Consider the following 19,602-nt stretch of genomic DNA (forward strand, 5'->3'; position numbering starts at 1 on the left):
CTCCTGCTTTATCACACCGCCGGGAAAATCAGATCGAGCGCCGCCAGGGAATCCTCCCAGTCAGCGCGTTCGAAAATACCTTGCTGTAAAAACGCCTCCAGCTGTGGCCATAACGTGATGGCTTTATCGAGCATTGGATCGCTGCCTTTGGCATAAGCGCCGACGCTAACGAGATCGCGGTTGCGCTGGAAGCTGGACAGTAACTGCTTGAAGTGACGCACTTTGGCGTAGTGTTGTTCCGTAATCAGCGCCGTCATGGCACGGCTGATCGATGCTTCAATGTCGATAGCGGGGTAGTGCCCGGCTTCCGCCAGACGACGCGACAGCACAATGTGACCGTCAAGAATGGCTCGCGCCGAATCGGCAATCGGGTCCTGCTGATCGTCGCCTTCGGTCAGCACCGTATAAAAGGCGGTGATAGACCCGCCGCCGTGGATCCCGTTCCCCGCGCGTTCAACCAGCGCCGGAAGTTTGGCGAACACCGAAGGCGGATAGCCTTTGGTGGCTGGCGGTTCACCGATCGCCAGTGCGATTTCACGCTGGGCCATGGCATAACGGGTCAGAGAGTCCATGATCAGCAGCACGTGCTGACCGCGATCGCGAAAATCTTCGGCAATACGGGTGGCATAAGCGGCACCCTGCATGCGCAGTAATGGCGAAACGTCCGCCGGAGCAGCAATCACCACCGAGCGTGCACGACCGTCGGCGCCGAGAATGTTCTCGATAAAATCTTTCACTTCGCGGCCACGTTCGCCAATCAGTCCAACGACGATGACGTCAGCGCGGGTATAGCGCGCCATCATGCCGAGCAGGACGCTTTTCCCGACGCCGGAACCGGCGAACAGCCCCATACGCTGGCCGCGACCAACGGTTAACAGGGCGTTGATCGGGCGCACGCCGGTATCCAGCACATGCTCAATCGGCGTACGTTGTAACGGGTTAAACGGCTGGGTAATCAGCGCCCCTGTTTCCGTGGTATCAGGGGAGGGCAGACCGTCGAGCGGTTTGCCGCTGCCGTCGAGCACGCGACCTAACAGCGCCGGTCCCAGCGGCAGTTGCTTGCTGCTTTGCAGCCCTTCACTGGCGATATTTTTGGCGTAGACGCGTGCGCCGGGCAGAATGCCTTCAACCTCTTCGAGCGGCATGAGGAACAGCCGCTGGCCGTTAAAGCCCACCACTTCACTTTCCACTTCGCGGGTTTCAGTGCCCTCCTGACGCTCAATCACGCAGGTCGCGCCAAGCGGTAACTGCAATCCCGTTGCTTCCAGAACCAGACCAGTGGCGCGTGTCAGTCGCCCATAGCGGCGAACAGCCGGAAGTTGCGCTATTTTGGCTTCGAAGTTATCCAGCGTCGTCAACCAGCGGGTCAGGCGTGAAGTCATTAGATCACTCCCGGTGCGGCCAGACGGCACAGTTCTTGCCAGCGGGTCGCGACGCTGGCGTCGAGATCGCCTTCATCCGCAGAGACTTTACAGCCGCCGTGGTGCAGGGTCGGATCGCCACGCAAACGCCAGCCGTGCAGGCTGAGGGTGGCACCGAGCATCTCTTCGACGCGCTGCAAATCATCCGGGTGGACGCGAAGTTGCGGTTTGCCGCTGAACAACGGCTCCTGCTGTAAGAGTTGCTGGATCTGCTTGATTAACGCCGAGTTATCCACCGCGGGCGTCTGACCAATTACCTGACGCGCGGCCTCCAGCGCCATCTGCATCAGGCGCGAGGCAATCACGCTGTCCAGCGCGTCCAGCGTGTGCTGAAACTCGCTGACCAGCTGCTGCATCCGCGCATGAAGCGGTGCCTGCTGGGCGCGCGCCTGCGCCTGGCCCTGTTCCAGCCCCTGCGCCAGCCCTTCCTGATAGCCTTGTTCATGACCGGACTTTCGACCTTCCGCAAGGCCCGCATTGTAGCCTTGTTCATGGGCCTGAATTTTCAGCTGCGCTAACTGCTGCTCAAGCTGCTGTTCCTCACTGATCTCCGGCTCACCCTCTTCTGGCGCGGGCTCATCGCTGTGCTCCATGGGCACAAACTCAGCCAAAGGCGGGGCGAGATCGTCCGGGGTCCAGATTTTCCACGGCAGCTCGTTAGACATAGGTATCCTCGCCGCTGCCAATCATCATCTCGCCGGTCTCGGCCAGACGACGCACAATCAACAGAATGGCCTTCTGCTCGTTTTCCACCTGCGACAAACGCACCGGGCCACGGTTGGCGAGGTCGTCGCGCAGGATATCTGCCGCACGTTGCGACATATTGCGCAGGAACTTCTCGCGCAGCGGCTGTTCCGCGCCTTTCAGGGCGATCAGCAGCGACTCGGAATCCACTTCCTGCAACAAACGCTGGATGCTGCGGTCGTCCACATCCACCAGGTTTTCGAACAGGAACATCTCGTCGATAATTTTTTGCGCCAGCTCGCCGTCGAATTCGCGCACCGCGGTAATAACCGCTTCTTCCTGCTGCGTTTTCATCAGGTTGATAATTTCTGCCGCCGTTCTTACGCCGCCCATTTTGCTGCGCTTGAGGTTCTGACCGTCGAGCAGACCGTTGAGTACTTCGGTTAGTTCAGCCAGCGCGGCAGGCTGTACGCCGCCAAAGGTGGCGATACGCAGCATGACATCGTGACGCAGACGTTCGTCGAAGAGCGCCAGAATATCTGCCGCCTGACCGCGTTTGAGGTGCACGAGGATGGTGGCGATAATCTGCGGGTGTTCGTCGCGGATAAGGTCGGCGGCGCTTTGCGGCTCCATAAAGTTGAGCGTTTCAATGCCGCTGGCGGTATCGCGGGTTTCGAGAATATCTTCCAGCAGGCTGGAGGCGCGCTCTTCGCCCAGCGCTTTTACCAGTACCGAACGCAGATATTCGTTGGCGTTGATGTTCAGGGCGGCGAACTGCTCGGCTTCCTGTTCAAACTCCGCCAGCACGTCGGTCAGTTGTTTGTTAGAGATCTGACGGACGTTTGCCATTGCCGCACTCAGCGTTTGTACTTCGCGCTGGGAGAGGTGTTTGAACACCTCCGCCGCGCGGTCTTCGCCAATGGTCATCAGCAGGATGACGCTTTTATCGGTACCGGAAAGAGCATTACTCATGATCGTTATTCATCCACTGGCGAATGACCAGCGCCACGACGCGCGGATCGTTATCTGACATTTCGCGAATACGCTGGCTCATCACTTCTGCACCCAGACGCTGATTCGCCCGGCGCTGCTGAGTCTGCTCATCTTTACTGAGGCGTACCTCAACGGCTTCTTCGGTCTCCTGACGGATCTGTTCGCGTTCCTGCTGGGCTTTCGCCTCTTCAGCACGACGTGTCAGTTGCGGACGAACCGCTTTACGCCACAGGATCCACGCCACCAACAGCACCAGCAGCCAGCGACCGGCAGAGATCAATTGTTCGATAAACAGCTGCTGTTTCCAGAACGGCAGTTCGCCCGCGCTGTCATCCGTGGCGCTGAACGGTGAGTTGACTACGTTCAGGGTATCGCCGCGCTTGTCCGAGAAGCCCATGGCTTCACGGGTCAAATCTTCAATCTGTTTCATTTGATCGGCGGTGAGCGGCAGCGGTTTGCCATCCGGCAACGTTTTGTAGTTCACGACCACCGCGACGGACAAACGCTGTACGTCGCCGACGTTCATTTTGGTGTGGCGGATGGTGCGATCAACTTCATAGTTACTGGTTTCGTTGCGCTGAGTATTACGCGGGCCAGCACTGGCGCCGGCGGCAGCCTGCTGCTGTGCATTCTGTCCGTTCTGCCCGTTTTGCGCGTTCTGCGCATTTTGCTGGTTCGCCGGCGGCGTGGTGATGGGAGCCGTATTAGCCGGCGCAGGCTGGTTGGACAGCGCACCCGGCACGCCACCCGGCAGACCTGAGCCAATTTGCTCGCTTTCGTTCAGTTGGCGCGAACGCAACACGGCCTGAGAGGCATCGCCGTTGGGTCGATACTGCTCTTCTGTCTGCTCTTTATTGGCGAAATCCAACTGCGCGGTGACCTGCGCATGGACATTCCCGTTACCGACTATCGGTGACAGGATCGATTCGATACGGCGCTGGACGCGGCCTTCCACGTCGCTGGCGTATTTCAACTGCGCGTCGTTCAGATCGCGACTGCTGGTGTTTGACTGGGTGAGCAGATGACCGGCCTGATCGACCAGCGTCACGTTACCCGGTGGCAGACCCGCTACCGCGCTGGAAACCAGATGCACAACAGCGCTTATTTGCCCTTCATCCAGCGCACGGCCCGGTTCCAGATTGACGGTAACTGAGGCTGAAGGGGATTTCTGTTCACGCACGAACAGAGACGGCTTTGGCATCGCCAGATGCACGCGAGCGCGTTTAACCGGGCCAAGCGTTTCGATAGTACGCGCCAGTTCGCCTTCCAGCGCCCGCTGGTAGTTTACCTGCTCGCTAAACTGGCTGATGCCGAACTTTTCCTGATCCAACAGTTCAAAGCCCACCGCACCGCCTTTCGGCAGCCCTTGTTGCGCCAGACGCAGGCGCAGTTCATGGACTTTTTCTGCCGGAACTTCAATCGCACCACTGCCTTCAGAGAAGCGGTACGGGATATTCATTTGGGTCAACTGGGTGACGATCGCGCCGCCATCCTGATCGGATAAATTGCTGAACAACGTACGGTAGTCTGGCGCTTTGGCCCACAGCACCATCGCCACAATAATGGCGATGGCCGCAGAGCCTGCAACAACCAGAGGAATTTTGGGATTCGCACGCAGGCGATTAAGCCACTCGAGAGGTTTAGATTGGGTTGCAGCCGATGCAGTCGCGTTCATCTCGCACCTCGTGACTGTTCGTGGACGGCTTTATTTGCAAAGTGGAACAAGACTCACTCCCGGGTCAGCAAAATCGAAAAATTGACGGTCTCATTATTTGCGGTTTCGTTTTTTTCTATGCGGTAAAAACCGGGGTTTTATAGCGTTATTTAGCGCCTTTATCTTATTGACAAACTGGTAATCTCTGCTGCGTAGAAAACCATCCAGAGGATTATCATGTCAGCGATACAGGGGATTGAAGGGGTCATCAGCCAGCTCCAGGCCACGGCGATGAGTGCCCGTGCGCAGGAGACAATGCCGCAGCCGACCGTGAGTTTTGCCGGTCAACTGCACGCGGCGCTGGACCGCATCAGCGATACGCAAACTGCCGCCCGCACCCAGGCGGAAAAATTCACGTTGGGTGAGCCGGGAATTGCGCTCAACGATGTGATGACCGATATGCAAAAAGCCTCTGTCTCTATGCAGATGGGGATCCAGGTGCGTAACAAACTGGTGTCGGCTTATCAGGAAGTGATGTCAATGCAGGTGTAGGTTTTCTTGCCGGATGGCGCATACGCTTATCCGGCCTACGATTCATACTTCTTGTAGACCGGATAAGGTTTAGTTGCCTTCCGGCAACCTGTTATTTCTGAATCAGATAGCGGATCGTCGGTCCATCCTGCTGAATATCCAGCACGGTGTAGCCGTGGTTGCGGGCATCCAGCGGAATGTTGTTGATGGACTGCGGACAGTCGCTGACCACTTCCAGTATTTCCCCTTTCTGCAGTTGCGGCATCGCTTCCAGCGTTGCCACGGCAGGGTAAGGGCAGGGTTCACCGACCATATCAAGGCGATAATCAGGAATAATTTTTTTCATGCGGATTCCTTAGCTGGGGTTAGCCCGGCACGACGGAAGAAACGTTTTTCCCAGCCGATGATGAACATCAACGCGGCAAACAGCAGCAGATAGGTCACCAGCAGGCCGCCGAGCGGACCGAAGGTGTTGAGCAGGTTGATTTTGTCCCAGTTGGTGGCGAGCGCAGGGGCGAAATCATCCCAGTAATAGGCCAGAATCGTTGAGCCGATGACGTTACCGAGTCCCACCCACCAGTAGTGTACCTGTCCTTCCACTGCGCGATACATCCAGCCGGTTTCACACCCGCCAGCCAGCACGATACCAAAACCAAACAGCAGTCCGCCGATCACCGCATTCGGGCCCGCCCACATGATTTTGGCTTCCACACCAAGCTGTACGTAGCTGAAAATCCCGATCGCACTGACGCCCATCCCAAAGATAATTGCCTTTGCCATATGGGTGCGTCCGGTGATCCACAGATCGCGAAAGGCGGAAGTGAAGCAAATCTGCGCGCGTTCGATTAACAGACCAAAACCAACGCCGAACAGCATCGCCAGGCCCAGTTTCGGCTGGTTCATGGCGGTCAGCAGCGCCCAGCCGATCATGCCAATAAACACCAGCATGCCGAGACGGAAACGACGACGCGCCTGTTCCGGCTTTTGCGTCAGCGGTGACGCGGCGGAGACTTTCTGCATTTTGACCGGAATGCGGAATATCGGCAGCAGGGTGAATCGCGCGCCGAACCAGGAACCGATAGCCGTTGCCACGGCAAAGAACCAGGCGTGCAGGGAGAACTGAGGGATACCGGTAAAGAACGCCGCCAGGTTGCAGCCCATCGCCAGACGCGCGCCGAACCCGGCAATGATCCCACCCAACACCGCCTGCATGATGCGGATGCGACTGCGCGGGATTCGTAGTTTGACGTTGTTGGCCCACAATGCTGCCGCGAAACAACCGCCGAACATTCCGAGGATCATCATCCCGTCGATGCGGGTGAGCGGAGTGCCTTCCAGATGGATTAGCTTGTAGTAGCCCCATTCTTCCGCATGGACGCCAAACAGTTGCAGGATTTGTCCGCCCCAGCGGGTAAATTCACCCGTGACGGCCCAGAAGGTGCCGGTGATGCCGAAATAGTAAGTAGAGAGAATACCTGCTGCGATGACCGCAGGGACAGGTGCCCAGAATTTAATTAACCAGGCTTGTTTGAATTGTTGCCATGACATGTGTTTTGCCTCTGAACTCAGAAGGTGTGATACAAGAATGCGGATAGTACACCACTGCAGTAATTTTGCCTGGTACTATTAAGCGGTAATCCCAAATGGATCAAAGTTCTGCTGACACCGCGAAAGGCTGGCGACCGCAGGGCTTTAATGCCACAATCCTCTTTTCTTCGCATGCAGGATGAATGATGAAAAAATGTGCAATCATTGGGGCGTTACTGATGTTAGCGGGATGCGCCGAGGTAGAAAATTATCATGATGTCGTCAAAACGCCAGCGCCCGCCGGACTGGAAGGGTACTGGCAGACTAACGGACCGCAACGCAAACTGGTAAGCCCGGAAGCCATTGCCAGCCTGGTGGTGACCAAAGAGGGGGATACTCTTGACTGTCGCCAGTGGCAGAGGGTGATTGCGCTGCCAGGTAAGCTGACTATGCTGTCCGGAGATTTAACCAACGTGACGGTTAAACGTGAACTTTACGAGATCGAGCGGGAAGGAAATACCCTGGAGTATGACGGGATGACCTTGCAACGCGTGGATCGTCCAACGGTGGAATGCGCTGCCGCGCTGGAGAAATCGCCGCTGCCCACGCCACTGCCGTAATGTTTTATCCCCGACAGCCATTCCTGTCGGGGCGTTTCCCTAGATCACCTCTTCAATCACCCATACGCTTACGCTGCCAGCGTTGCAGTAAAACGTGGCATCACCGTTCTCATCCGTGACCACGCTTTCGCTCCGGTTTCCGAGAAAATCTCGCCACGTTTTATTACCGTAGTTTGCGCCCAGCGCGAGTGTTTTCTCGCCGTCGTCGCCATTGGATAACACCACTACGCAACCGGGATCGTCATCCGTACCGCTGCGGCTGAACGCAATGCAGTTGGGATGATCAAACCAGAGCGTCTGAATGCCGTGGGCGAAACGCTGGCGGGCAAGAATGAGTTCATCGAGTTGCTCGATGATCGGCATGTCAATGGTATAGGTTTCCCCGTCGCCTCCGGTATCTTCATAATGTGCGCCATAGAGATCGGGATAGAAAACTGACGGCACGCCGTTTTCCCGTAGCAGGATGAGCGCATAGGCCAGGGGTTTAAACCAGGCTTCAACCGGCGCTTCCAGCGCCTGCAACGGCTGGGTGTCATGATTGGCGACCAGCGTCACCGCGTGAAACGGATCGGCTTCCACCAGCGTTCCGCTGAAGATCTGGCTCATGTCGTAATCACGGCCCTGGCGCGACGCTTCATGAAAATTGAGCTGTAATGGGGCATCGAACAGCATCGTTTTGCCTTCCACCTGGTCGATATAGGTTTGTAGCTTATCTACTTCATGCGACCAGTATTCGGCGACGATAAACAACGGTTTCGGTGCCACCTCCTGGACATGTTCAATCCACTCTTTATAGAACCAGGCTGGAATGTGCTTGACCGCATCGAGGCGAAAGCCGTCACACTGGGTTTGTTCCATCACCCAGCGCGCCCAGTATTTAATCTCCTCGGTGACGGCGTGATTACGAAAGTCGATATTTTCGCCCATCAGGTAATCGAAATTACCCAGTTCGTCATCGACCTGATCGTTCCAGCCCTCGCCAGTGTAGTCATTGACGATCTTAAAGATGCCGTCTTCGTCAGGATTTTCGATGTGGTCGATACCGCTGAAACATTTGAAATCCCAGATGAACTGAGAGTACTGGCCGCCTCGCGCTGGAAAGGTGTAACGCGTCCAGCCTTCACAGTCGATGATCTCATCCGCAATCTGCGTGCGATCCTCTTCGTTGACGCGCTGTACGCGGATGGGTTCTTTCTCGTCTGCTCCCATTTTGTGATTCACCACCACATCGAGCAGCACCGCGATGTCGTTTTTTTTCAGCGCATCGACAGCCGCCAGCAGCTGCGCCTTATCACCATATTTGGTGGCAATGGTGCCTTTTTGATCGAACTCGCCGAGATCGAACAGATCGTAAGAGTCATAGCCGACGGAATAGCCGCCTGATGCGCCTTTATAGGCGGGCGGCAGCCAGACCATATTGATACCGATATCGTTGAGGCTGTCGGCGCGCTCTGTCACTTCCTGCCAGAGTTTGCCGCCGTCGGGGTAATACCAGTGGAAGAACTGCAGTAACGTGGGATTTTTCATCTTCCGTGCTCCAGAAGTCTTTTAGACGACCTCTGGAGTATGGAAGATTTTTGCCAACGTAGCGGGAATTATTGTGGGGCAGTGGGGGCGTCGGGCACCAGCAGCATGCCAGAAAGCCGACCATAAGCATTATTGAGCGACTGCTGACGCGTTGACTGACCGATCAGACCGCTGAGTTCATCGAGCCGTTGGCGCAGCAAAACTTTCAGGTGTTCTTCGTTATCCAGCGTCTGTTTGATATGGCTGGCCACGATATCCTGAATACTGCGTGTCATGCCCGGTGGAGTTTGCGTTTCAACGACCGCTTCAATACTTTGCAGATAGGAGACTTCCTGCTCCAGTAAAAGGTCCCATTCACCCCGCTGCGCAAATTCGAGCAGCGACTGACTGAGCAGCGCAATGCGCTGCCAACGGTTGATAAACTCCACGGCTGAGGTCATTAACGAGACTCCTGGGAAGATGCTTTCGGTGAGATCTGTTTCCAGGCTTCCGCAATGTTGCCGAGTAACCCTTCCACTTCTTCAATGGCTTGACTGTCATTGCGCAAATTAGCGAGTAATAAACGACGGATCATATAGTCATACAGCGAGGAGAGATGGTCGGCAATTTCGCCGCCATTCTCCTGGTCCAGTCCCGCTTTCAGACCGTTATCAATGATGTTGATAGCCTTACTGAGCGCTTCTCCTTTGGCTGCAATATCACCTTGCGCTAGAAACAGGCGAGCGCGCACCAGGGCACTGTTTGCGCCATCAAACAACATTTCGATCAACTGGTGCGGACTCGCACTCATCACGCCGCTTTCCACGCTGACTTGCGCATAAGCTTTGGTACCGCTCGCGGTATACATGTTTACCTCTGGTTATCAGGAACTGGTCATCGCAGTAAATTGCTGGTTTAAATAGCTACTGGTGTTATTCAACTTGCTCATCATGGTATCCAGTTGGGTGAACTGGGCCTTATAACGTGCGATGGTGTCGTCGATACTGGCACTGACGGAAAGATACTGCTTAGTCAGTTTTTTCAGGGTGGCATTGATGCTGTCCTGGGCGCTGTCGATAATACCGTCATCAGCCAGGTAGCCTTTCACCAGCGAAGCCACTTTGGTGGTAATCCCGGTTTCTTTTCCATCACCGACTAACAACTGCTGAACATCCACAGAATTATCGGTCAGCGCTTTTTTCAGTTTTTCATCATCAATTTTCAGCTTGCCGGTGGTGCCATCCTGGGTAATACCCATCTGTGATAACGTCTGGAATTTGCCATCGTTAGCACTGGAGGAGAATTGACCCCGGATCCCGGTCTGGATGGTACGGACGGTGCTGTCGCCGAGTAGCGCGCCGTTGCTGGCGTTTTGCTCTTCAGCGCCCGGATCGACAGAAGTATATTTCGTCAGAGTACCAATGGTATCGACTAAGGCGTTATAGGCATCCACCCAGGCCTTGATGGCTGTTGTGGATTTTTCATTGCTGTTTGACACGGTGACGGTGACATCTTTGACTTCTTTCGTCAGGTTCAGCGTCAGGCCCTGTGGCGCATCGGTCACGGTATTGCTGCTGCGAACAATATTGATCCCGTTAACGGTAAGCTCCGCGTCTTTTGCTTCAACAATTTGTTCAACATTACTATTCGAGCTGTTGGGATTATTGAAACTGATGAATTGATTGAGTTTCTCATCTCCTGAGACGGAAACACTCATTTGATTGGTCAGACCCGTGTTAGAGGAGGTCAGAACCAGTTGGAAATCGTTATCTTTAACTTTAACAATGCTGGCCGTCACCCCGCCGTTGGCGTTGTTAATCGCATCGCGCATCCCTTCCAGAGAAGTTTGGTCTTTGGTCAGTTTTATTTCTAAAGGCTTCTCTTTGCCATCCTGCTTAATGATCAGCGTCCGTGAAGCATTGTCATTACCTTGCGCGGCTTTGCTGTCCGTTACCGTTGAGGTGGTACGAATAGATTGCGCCTGCGCTAATTGTGTCACGTTAATTTTGTAGATCCCGGCAGCCGCGCCTGCAGTTGTACTCACCGTGAGATCCGTTGAGTTGCTTACCGCCGTGGTGCTTTTAAAAAGAGTCGCATCATTTAATGCCGTGTTGGCGGTCTGGAATTTTTCCAGCGAGCTTTTTAACGTTCCAAATGCCGTCAGTCTTGCCGTAAAGCTACTCTGCTGCTGGGTGATAGGTTTCAGACGTCCCTTCTCCGCAGTGCTCAGGTTCGTCAGTAACGTATCCAGCGGCAGGTTTGAACCCACGCCTAATGAAGTAAAAGAAGCCATGCGTAATCCCTTTTAATTGCAAACAGTGGTTAGCCACCTTATCGGCAATCTGGCGGCAAAGTTTAATAATAAATTTGGAGAAATAATGGCCGGAATAGTGCGCAAGAAAACCGGTTATTCAAAGGCTAAGAAAAAGAGGGGGGAAACTAAAAATTTTCTAAAGTTCGAAATTCAGGTGCCGATACAAGGGTTACGGTGAGAAACCGTGGGCAACAGCCCAATAACATCAAGTTGTAATTGATAAGGAAAAGATCATGGCACAAGTCATTAATACAAACAGCCTGTCGCTGTTGACCCAAAATAACCTGAATAAATCTCAGTCTTCTCTGAGCTCTGCTATTGAGCGTCTGTCTTCTGGCCTGCGTATCAACAGTGCAAAAGACGATGCTGCTGGTCAGGCGATTGCTAACCGCTTTACGTCTAACATCAAAGGTCTGACTCAGGCTTCTCGTAACGCCAACGACGGTATTTCTGTTGCCCAGACGACGGAAGGCGCGCTGTCTGAAATCAACAACAACCTGCAGCGTATCCGTGAACTGTCTGTACAGGCAACTAACGGTACGAACTCCGATTCTGACCTGAACTCCATCCAGGACGAAATCACTCAGCGTCTGAACGAAATTGACCGCGTTTCCGGTCAGACTCAGTTTAACGGCGTGAAAGTGCTGGCCTCTGACCAGACCATGAAGATCCAGGTAGGTGCTAACGATGGCGAAACCATCGAAATCGCGCTGGATAAAATCGATGCGAAAACCTTAGGTCTGGATAGCTTCAGCGTTGCGCCGGGTAAAGTTCCGACCTCTGCTTCTGTGAGCCTGAAAAGCGAAGCCGCACCGACATTGACCAATGTTGCTGCTGCTACTGGTACCGTTAACGGTGCTGCAGGCGCTGCGTTTGGTGCTGACTTCCGCGATGGTACCAACGGTGCTATCACGGCCTATTTTGGTGCTTCAGCTGTTGATACCGGTGATACCACCGATGCAACAGGTACCGCTGACTCTAAAGTTTACAAAATTGAAGTTGATGGTCAGACGCATTTTGTTGCTCAGGACGACAATGACGCAACCAAATCTTATACTCTGCTTCAGCAGGATGGCACGGGTTATAAGAAAGTTCAGACTCAGGTTAGCGATGGTGCTGGCGGTACTGTCGCGGCAGATGTTCAACTGGCCAAATTTGGTGGTCGCGTGACTGCATTCGCAGCAGACGCTTCCGGCAATGCTGTATCTGTTGATGTATCTACCAACAAAGCTGGTAAAGCACTGGCATTCAACGACTCCCCAATGTCTGTTTACTCTGACGGGAAAAACCTCGATGTTCGTCAGGTTCTCGACAAAGATGGCAATGCTATCGCGAATACCTATGCTGCGAAAACTGCTGATGGTAAATACCTGGCTGTAAACGTTGATACAACAACTGGTAATACCTCCGTCATCAAAGATGCAGATGGTAAGGCTGTTGAGTTCGCTTTAGGTTCAGATGGCAGCGCGAGAGCGATTGTTCGTGATGGCGAAAAAACCTACGGTGTAACGTTGGGTGCTCTGGGTACGAACGCTCCGACTGCAACTGTTGATAAGACGAAAGAGCTGACTGCCAGCGACCTGAAATCCATCAGCACCAATAATCCGCTTGAAAAACTGGACGCTGCTCTGGCTAAAGTTGACAAACTGCGTAGCTCCCTGGGTGCGGTACAGAACCGTTTCGATTCTGCTATCACCAACCTGGGTAACACCGTTAACAACCTGTCTTCTGCTCGTAGCCGTATCGAAGACGCTGACTATGCGACCGAAGTGTCTAACATGTCTCGTGCGCAGATCCTGCAACAAGCAGGTACTTCTGTCCTGGCACAGGCTAACCAGACGACGCAGAACGTCCTGTCTCTGCTGCGTTAATTTACGCTTCTCTTACAAACCCCGCTCCGGCGGGGTTTTTTCGTTCTGGCTTTACCGGTAACCCCTAAATAACCCCTCATTTCACCCACTATTCACCCGATTAAAACCCCTGCAGAAACGGATAATCATGCCGATAACTCATTTAACGCAGGGCTGTTTATCGTGAATTCACTGTATACCGCTGAAGGTGTAATGGATAAACACTCGCTGTGGCAGCGTTATGTACCGCTGGTGCGTCACGAAGCGTTGCGCCTGCAGGTGCGTTTGCCCGCGAGCGTAGAACTGGACGATCTGCTACAGGCGGGCGGTATCGGGTTATTGAATGCAGTTGACCGATATGACGCTCTGCAAGGAACGGCATTTACCACTTACGCAGTGCAGCGTATTCGTGGGGCGATGCTGGATGAACTACGCAGCCGTGACTGGGTGCCGCGTAGTGTCCGGCGTAATGCCCGCGAAGTGGCACAGGCGATGGGGCAACTGGAACAGGAATTAGGGCGCAATGCGACGGAAACCGAGGTCGCGGAGCGGCTGGCGATTCCTGTAGAAGAATATCGTCAGATGTTGCTTGATACCAACAACAGCCAACTCTTCTCCTATGACGAGTGGCGGGAAGAGCATGGCGATAGTATCGAGCTGGTGACAGAAGAGCACCAGCAGGAAAACCCGTTACAACAGCTCCTTGAGAGCAATTTGCGCCAGCGCGTGATGGATGCCATTGAAGCACTTCCGGAACGCGAACAACTGGTGCTCACGCTCTATTACCAGGAAGAACTCAATCTCAAAGAGATTGGCGCGGTTCTGGATGTCGGGGAGTCACGGGTCAGCCAGTTGCACAGTCAGGCCATTAAACGGTTACGCACGAAGCTGGGTAAGTTATAGCGAACGACGTTGTCGGCGCTGAAAAATGCCGCACAACGTATTGACTACCAGGAGTTCTCATGACGGTGCAGCAATCAAAAAGACGGCCTCTAAGCCGCTACCTCAAAGACTTTAAACACAGCCAGACGCATTGCGCCCATTGCCACAAGTTACTGGATCGCATCACGCTGGTGCGCAAAGGGCAGATCGTTAACAAAATCGCCATCTCCCGCCTCGACACCCTCATGGATGAAGCCGCCTGGCAGCAGGAGCAGAAAGAGTGGGTGGCGCTATGCCGTTTCTGCGGCGATCTGCACTGCAAGACGCAGAGCGATTTCTTCGACATCATCGGTTTTAAACAATTCCTGTTTGAACAGACCGAAATGAGCCACGGGACCGTACGTGAGTATGTCGTTCGTTTACGTCGTCTCGGCAATCATCTTAGCGAGCAAAAAATTTCTCACGATCTGCTCCAGGACGGTTACCTTGATGAAAATCTGGCGCCGTGGCTGCCAGAAACCAGCACGAACAATTATCGCATCGCGCTGCGTAAGTACGCGCAATATAAAGCGCATGCCCGCCCCGAACTGCAACAGAAATCCTCCCTCCGGATGACTTCTGATATATATTAAAAATGAATAAGATGTAGCAGAGTGGTTTATGTCGTTACCGATAAACGCTCTACACTACGGGCATTCATAACAACATTCGGGGTAAATATGAAATTAGCACTTCTGGGACGCCAGGCGCTGATGGGCGTGATGGCTGTGGCTCTTGTCGCGGGAATGAGCGCAAAAACGTTTGCAGATGAAGGTCTGCTGAAGAAGGTCAAAGATCGCGGCACGCTGCTGGTGGGGCTGGAAGGCACCTATCCGCCGTTCAGTTTCCAGGGCGATGACGGTAAATTGACCGGCTTTGAAGTGGAATTTGCCGAAGAGCTGGCAAAGCATCTGGGCGTGAAAGCCACGCTGAAACCGACCAAATGGGACGGGATGCTGGCCTCTCTGGATTCTAAACGCATTGATGTGGTGATCAATCAGGTCACCATCTCCGATGAACGTAAGAAGAAATATGATTTCTCTACCCCTTATACCGTTTCCGGTATCCAGGCGCTGGTGAAAAAAGGCAATGAAGGCGCGATTAAAACAGCGGCCGATCTGAAAGATAAGAAAGTTGGCGTGGGTCTGGGAACCAACTATGAAGAGTGGCTGCGTCAGAACGTACAGGGCGTCGACATTCGGACTTATGATGATGACCCGACGAAATATCAGGATCTGCGCGTAGGCCGTATCGATGCGATTCTGGTGGATCGTCTGGCGGCGCTGGATCTGGTTAAAAAGACCAAAGATACGCTGGCGGTTGCTGGTGAAGCTTTCTCCCGTCAGGAGGCTGGCGTTGCGCTGCGTAAAGGCAACGACGATCTGCTGAAAGCGGTGGACGCCGCCATTGCCGAAATGCAGAAGGACGGCTCGCTGAAGGCGCTTTCTGAGAAGTGGTTTGGTGCGGATGTAACGAAATAATCTGATAGTGACAAAAAAAGGCGCTTTAATCAGCGCCTTTTTTATTTCATGCGTTTGAACGTGCATAATAAAAAGAACATCACAACAACAAATACCTGGAGGCTTTATGCCACTGCACAACCTGACACGCTTTCCGCGTCTGGAATTTATCGGCGCGCCGACGCCGCTTGAATACCTGCCGCGTTTTTCTGACTATCTGGGACGGGATATTTTCATCAAACGCGATGATGTGACGCCGATGGCGATGGGGGGAAATAAGCTACGCAAACTGGAGTTTCTGGCCGCAGATGCGTTACGTGAAGGCGCAGACACCCTGATCACGGCAGGCGCGATTCAGTCTAACCACGTCCGCCAGACGGCGGCAGTCGCCGCGAAGCTGGGACTGCACTGTGTGGCGCTGCTGGAAAATCCCATTGGCACGACGGCGGAAAACTACCTTACTAACGGCAATCGGCTGCTGCTGGATCTGTTCAATGCCCAGGTCGAAATGTGTGATGCGTTAAACCAGCCGGACGCTCAGTTGCAGGAGTTGGCTACCCGGATCGAAGCGCAGGGTTTTCGCCCCTATATCATTCCGGTCGGCGGTTCAAATGCGCTGGGGGCTTTAGGCTATGTTGAAAGTGCGCTGGAGATCGCTCAACAGTGTGAAGGCGCGGTACAACTCTCTTCCGTGGTGGTGGCTTCTGGCAGTGCGGGAACGCACGCCGGGCTGGCGATTGGTCTGGAACAACTGATGCCGGACGTGGATCTAATAGGCGTGACGGTCTCGCGTAGCGTAGCCGATCAAAAGCCGAAGGTGGTGGCGCTGCAACAGGCTATCGCCAGCGAACTGGAACTGACGGCGACGGCGGAGATTTTGCTGTGGGATGATTACTATGCGCCGGGTTATGGCACGCCAAATGAAGAGGGGATGGAAGCCGTGAAGTTGCTGGCGCGTCTGGAAGGGATCCTTCTCGATCCGGTTTATACCGGTAAAGCAATGGCTGGGCTGATTGACGGAATCAGCCAGAAACGCTTTAAAGACGAAGGTCCGATCCTCTTTATTCATACTGGTGGGGCACCCGCACTGTTTGCCTACCATCCACACGTGTAATTTTCGGATAAGCTCATGCAAGAAAGTATCCAACTGGTTATTGATTCCCTGCCGTATCTGCTCAAAGGGGCGGTGTTTACGCTGCAGCTAAGTATTGGCGGGATGTTCTTCGGCCTGCTACTGGGGTTTATCCTTGCGCTGATGCGCCTGTCGCCGCTGCTTCCTCTGCGCTGGCTGGCGCGTTTTTATATCTCCATTTTTCGCGGTACACCATTGATTGCTCAACTGTTTATGATCTACTACGGTCTGCCACAGTTTGGCATTGAGCTGGATCCGGTTCCGTCTGCAATGATTGGCCTGTCGCTCAATACGGCGGCCTATGCCGCTGAAACCCTGCGTGCGGCGATTTCGTCGATTGACAAAGGGCAGTGGGAAGCGGCTGCCAGTATCGGGATGACGCCATGGCAGACGATGCGTCGCGCCATTTTACCGCAGGCTGCCCGGGTGGCGCTGCCGCCGCTGAGTAACAGCTTTATCAGTCTGGTGAAAGACACTTCGCTTGCGGCAACTATCCAGGTGCCAGAACTGTTCCGCCAGGCGCAGTTGATCACGTCGCGTACGCTGGAGGTATTCACCATGTATCTGGCGGCATCGCTGATCTACTGGATTATGGCAACCGTATTGTCTTCATTGCAGAACTACTTTGAAAATCAACTGAACCGCCAGGAGAGAGAGCCGAAATGAGTGCGATCGACGTGAAAAACCTGGTTAAGAAATTCCATGGTCAGACGGTGCTGCACGGTATCGATCTGCAGGTGCAGGCGGGAGAGGTCGTCGCGATCATCGGTCCAAGCGGGTCGGGAAAAACGACACTGTTGCGCAGTATTAATCTGTTGGAACAACCGGAAGCGGGCACGATCACCGTGGGTGATATCACCATTGATACGGCGCGTTCGCTGAGTCAGCAAAGAACGCTCATTCGCCAGCTGCGTCAGCATGTCGGCTTCGTATTCCAGAGTTTCAATCTCTTCCCACACCGGACGGTGCTGGAGAACATCATTGAAGGTCCGGTGATTGTGAAGGGGGAAGGCAAAGAAGAGGCGATGGCGCGAGCGCGGGAACTGCTGGCGAAAGTGGGGCTGGCAGGGAAGGAGACGAGCTATCCGCGGCGTTTGTCTGGTGGGCAGCAGCAGCGTGTAGCGATTGCCCGGGCTCTGGCGATGCGCCCGGAGGTGATTCTGTTCGATGAACCGACCTCTGCGCTCGACCCTGAGCTGGTGGGTGAGGTGCTGAGCACTATCCGCCAACTGGCGCAGGAAAAACGCACGATGGTGATTGTGACACATGAAATGAGCTTTGCCCGCGATGTCGCGGACCGGGCGATATTTATGGACCAGGGGCGAATAGTGGAACAGGGGCCAGCCAAAGCGTTATTTGCCAATCCGCAGCAGCCGAGAACACGTCAGTTTCTTGAGAAGTTTCTGCTGCAATAATCGGTTTGCTTGCCCTCGTCCGGGATTATCCCATTTCGGGCGAGGGGGCATGCATAAATAGTAATTTCATACGCATGACTATGAGTCATTTCCCTGGGCAAAATACGCGTATTGAAACAACACTCAAGTAATTGGCTTCCTGACCGATATTTTATACATCTACTTTATGTTTATGTGATAGGTTATTTCTCACATTTAAAATGATTATCACTCTCAAGGGCGCGAATACTGAGTATGCAGGATCTCGATTTCTTTACCTGGCGACGGACGATGTTGCTACGCTTTCACGAAATGACAAGCGCAGAGGACGTCTACAGCGAATTACAGCAGCAGACACAATTGCTGGAATTTGATTATTACGCGCTGTGTGTCAGACATCCGGTTCCGTTTACCCGTCCTAAAATTTCCCTTCATACCACTTATCCCGATGCGTGGGTTTCGCAATATCAGGCGGAAAATTATTTCGCGATTGATCCGGTTCTGAAGCCGGAAAACTTCATTCAGGGACATCTTCCCTGGAGTGATGCGTTATTCAGTGACGCGCAGACCATGTGGGATGCCGCCCGTGCTCACGGGCTACGCAAAGGGGTCACGCAGTGTCTGATGTTACCGAACCGCGCGTTAGGTTTTCTCTCGGTTTCGCGGTCGAGTTTGCGTAATACGCCGTTTGCGGGTGATGAGGTGGAGTTGAAACTGCAGTTGCTGGTGCGCGAAAGCTTAACGGTACTTTCCCGACTCGAAGATGAGATGGTGATGGCACCGGAAATGCGCTTTAGCAAACGGGAAAAAGAGATTCTGAAGTGGACGGCGGAAGGAAAGACGTCTTCTGAAATCGCGATGATTTTGTCGATATCAGAAAACACCGTTAACTTTCACCAGAAGAATATGCAGAAGAAGTTCAATGCGCCCAATAAGACGCAGATTGCGTGTTATGCTGCAGCGACGGGTCTTATCTGAAATAATGAGCGTTCTGCGTGGCAGACGATAAACCGGCTGAAAGCGCTGCTCTCAGCCGGTTTTTTCTTTACTGACGGTAAGCTTGTTTAATTTGCTTAACGGTGCTGGAAAATACTGCGGCCTGCGCGTCGTCTTCGACCAGCGCGATCTGTTTTTCCATTTTAAGAATCACGCGGCCTGCGTCTGCCTGGCCCATAGCTTGCAGCATCAGCGTTAACAGCGCCTTCAGGCAGGTGACTTCGTTAGCCAGTTCTTGATTATTCTCGGCAGTGGAAAAGTCAGGCGTACTCATTTATTTTCCTCGTAATGTTTCAGTAAAAATGTGCGATGGTAAATGTTAAGGCCGCGGAGTATACCATAAGCTGAGGAAAAAATAGCGATGGTTGTTTTTTGATCGGAAATCACACCAGAGCAGTTAAATTAAACAACAGCATGAGAAGTCTCTATTTTCTACACTTGTTGTTTATTCCGAGTATTTTACTCGTTAATTATTGTAACAAACTTGTCCGTCTATTTAGCATTTAGGCAGGGGATTGCGAGTTTTTGTCACTATTATGAAACCTTGTTCCTGAAATAGCCTGAGCAACTGGCTGTTCTTAGTGAAAGTTTCCACAAAA

The 19,602-nt window shown here is 53.5% G+C and carries 22 protein-coding genes; 10 read left to right on the forward strand and 12 right to left on the reverse strand.

Annotated elements, in window-relative coordinates; translation table 11 throughout:
* Positions 1-11: 11 nt before the first annotated feature.
* From fliI to fliF, 4 genes are read right to left on the reverse strand one after another with little or no spacing between them, the layout of a single operon-like run.
* Complete coding sequence (fliI, locus tag I6L53_RS08525) at positions 12-1,382, reverse strand: flagellar protein export ATPase FliI (RefSeq protein ID WP_042318279.1); 1,371 nt, start codon at positions 1,380-1,382, stop codon at positions 12-14.
* On the reverse strand, positions 1,382-2,086 hold the full coding sequence (gene fliH, locus I6L53_RS08530; RefSeq protein ID WP_042318280.1) for a flagellar assembly protein FliH: 705 nt from the start codon (positions 2,084-2,086) through the stop codon (positions 1,382-1,384). The genes fliI and fliH overlap by 1 nt, the downstream gene beginning before the upstream one ends.
* On the reverse strand, positions 2,079-3,077 hold the full coding sequence (gene fliG, locus I6L53_RS08535) for a flagellar motor switch protein FliG (protein WP_042318283.1): 999 nt from the start codon (positions 3,075-3,077) through the stop codon (positions 2,079-2,081). Before fliG ends, fliH begins: the two co-directional genes overlap by 8 nt.
* Positions 3,070-4,773, reverse strand: a complete 1,704-nt coding sequence (gene fliF, locus I6L53_RS08540; protein ID WP_042318284.1) for a flagellar basal-body MS-ring/collar protein FliF — start codon at positions 4,771-4,773, stop codon at positions 3,070-3,072. Before fliF ends, fliG begins: the two co-directional genes overlap by 8 nt.
* Positions 4,774-4,989: 216 nt before the next feature.
* On the opposite strand from fliF, the gene fliE reads away from it, so the two are divergent.
* Positions 4,990-5,304: a flagellar hook-basal body complex protein FliE gene (gene fliE / locus I6L53_RS08545; RefSeq protein WP_042318286.1), complete on the forward strand. Its 315-nt coding sequence runs from the start codon at positions 4,990-4,992 to the stop codon at positions 5,302-5,304.
* Positions 5,305-5,395: 91 nt separating this feature from the next.
* Here fliE and yedF read toward each other — a convergent pair whose 3' ends face one another.
* Entirely contained in the window at positions 5,396-5,629 is a 234-nt protein-coding gene (yedF, locus tag I6L53_RS08550; RefSeq protein ID WP_042318288.1) for a sulfurtransferase-like selenium metabolism protein YedF, read from the reverse strand.
* The gene (yedE, locus tag I6L53_RS08555) at positions 5,626-6,831 is read right to left on the reverse strand and encodes a selenium metabolism membrane protein YedE/FdhT (RefSeq protein ID WP_042318290.1); all 1,206 of its coding nucleotides are present in this window, start codon (positions 6,829-6,831) and stop codon (positions 5,626-5,628) included. Before yedE ends, yedF begins: the two co-directional genes overlap by 4 nt.
* Before the next feature lie 185 nt (positions 6,832-7,016).
* Here yedE and yedD point away from each other — a divergent pair, with 185 nt between their 5' ends.
* Entirely contained in the window at positions 7,017-7,430 is a 414-nt protein-coding gene (gene yedD, locus I6L53_RS08560) for a lipoprotein YedD (protein WP_042318292.1), read from the forward strand.
* A 39-nt stretch (positions 7,431-7,469) separates the two neighbouring features.
* On the opposite strand, the gene amyA is transcribed toward yedD, so the two are convergent.
* The 4 genes from amyA to fliD all read right to left on the reverse strand — a co-directional run bounded on the left by amyA (position 7,470) and on the right by fliD (position 11,229).
* Positions 7,470-8,957 carry an alpha-amylase gene (gene amyA, locus I6L53_RS08565; RefSeq protein WP_042318294.1) on the reverse strand — a complete coding sequence of 496 codons (1,488 nt, stop codon included), beginning with the start codon at positions 8,955-8,957 and terminating at the stop codon, positions 7,470-7,472.
* Positions 8,958-9,025: 68 nt separating this feature from the next.
* Positions 9,026-9,397, reverse strand: coding sequence for a flagella biosynthesis regulatory protein FliT (gene fliT, locus I6L53_RS08570; RefSeq protein WP_042318296.1), 372 nt, complete (start codon positions 9,395-9,397; stop codon positions 9,026-9,028).
* Complete coding sequence (fliS, locus tag I6L53_RS08575) at positions 9,397-9,804, reverse strand: flagellar export chaperone FliS (protein WP_042318298.1); 408 nt, start codon at positions 9,802-9,804, stop codon at positions 9,397-9,399. The genes fliT and fliS overlap by 1 nt, the downstream gene beginning before the upstream one ends.
* Positions 9,805-9,819: 15 nt before the next feature.
* Entirely contained in the window at positions 9,820-11,229 is a 1,410-nt protein-coding gene (fliD, locus tag I6L53_RS08580) for a flagellar filament capping protein FliD (protein ID WP_042318299.1), read from the reverse strand.
* 254 nt (positions 11,230-11,483) lie between these two features.
* Between fliD and I6L53_RS08585 the strand changes: the two genes are divergently transcribed.
* The 8 genes from I6L53_RS08585 (at position 11,484) to sdiA (ending at position 18,985) form a co-directional block, all read left to right on the forward strand.
* Positions 11,484-13,121, forward strand: coding sequence for a flagellin N-terminal helical domain-containing protein (locus I6L53_RS08585; RefSeq protein ID WP_042318301.1), 1,638 nt, complete (start codon positions 11,484-11,486; stop codon positions 13,119-13,121).
* Positions 13,122-13,283: 162 nt separating this feature from the next.
* Positions 13,284-14,003: an RNA polymerase sigma factor FliA gene (locus I6L53_RS08590; RefSeq protein WP_042318303.1), complete on the forward strand. Its 720-nt coding sequence runs from the start codon at positions 13,284-13,286 to the stop codon at positions 14,001-14,003.
* Between the two features lie 59 nt (positions 14,004-14,062).
* Positions 14,063-14,614 (forward strand): flagella biosynthesis regulatory protein FliZ, encoded by a 552-nt coding sequence (gene fliZ / locus I6L53_RS08595; RefSeq protein ID WP_042318305.1) that lies wholly within the window; start codon positions 14,063-14,065, stop codon positions 14,612-14,614.
* A gap of 87 nt (positions 14,615-14,701) precedes the next feature.
* On the forward strand, positions 14,702-15,502 hold the full coding sequence (gene tcyJ, locus I6L53_RS08600) for a cystine ABC transporter substrate-binding protein (protein ID WP_042318306.1): 801 nt from the start codon (positions 14,702-14,704) through the stop codon (positions 15,500-15,502).
* Between the two features lie 106 nt (positions 15,503-15,608).
* Positions 15,609-16,595: a D-cysteine desulfhydrase gene (gene dcyD / locus I6L53_RS08605; RefSeq protein WP_042318308.1), complete on the forward strand. Its 987-nt coding sequence runs from the start codon at positions 15,609-15,611 to the stop codon at positions 16,593-16,595.
* Between the two features lie 15 nt (positions 16,596-16,610).
* Positions 16,611-17,279: a cystine ABC transporter permease gene (tcyL, locus tag I6L53_RS08610; protein ID WP_042318310.1), complete on the forward strand. Its 669-nt coding sequence runs from the start codon at positions 16,611-16,613 to the stop codon at positions 17,277-17,279.
* Positions 17,276-18,028 (forward strand): L-cystine ABC transporter ATP-binding protein TcyN, encoded by a 753-nt coding sequence (gene tcyN / locus I6L53_RS08615; protein WP_042318311.1) that lies wholly within the window; start codon positions 17,276-17,278, stop codon positions 18,026-18,028. Before tcyL ends, tcyN begins: the two co-directional genes overlap by 4 nt.
* Before the next feature lie 234 nt (positions 18,029-18,262).
* Entirely contained in the window at positions 18,263-18,985 is a 723-nt protein-coding gene (sdiA, locus tag I6L53_RS08620) for a quorum-sensing transcriptional regulator SdiA (RefSeq protein WP_042318313.1), read from the forward strand.
* Between the two features lie 67 nt (positions 18,986-19,052).
* Here the strand turns inward: sdiA and I6L53_RS08625 are convergent, their stop codons facing one another.
* A complete protein-coding gene (locus I6L53_RS08625; protein WP_042318315.1) occupies positions 19,053-19,277 on the reverse strand; it encodes a DUF2594 family protein in 225 nt (74 codons plus the stop codon).
* Positions 19,278-19,296: 19 nt separating this feature from the next.
* A complete protein-coding gene (locus I6L53_RS23790; RefSeq protein WP_418656714.1) occupies positions 19,297-19,344 on the reverse strand; it encodes a hypothetical protein in 48 nt (15 codons plus the stop codon).
* Positions 19,345-19,602 lie beyond the last annotated feature (258 nt).

This window comes from Citrobacter farmeri, from assembly GCF_019048065.1.
Lineage (GTDB): Bacteria > Pseudomonadota > Gammaproteobacteria > Enterobacterales > Enterobacteriaceae > Citrobacter_A > Citrobacter_A farmeri.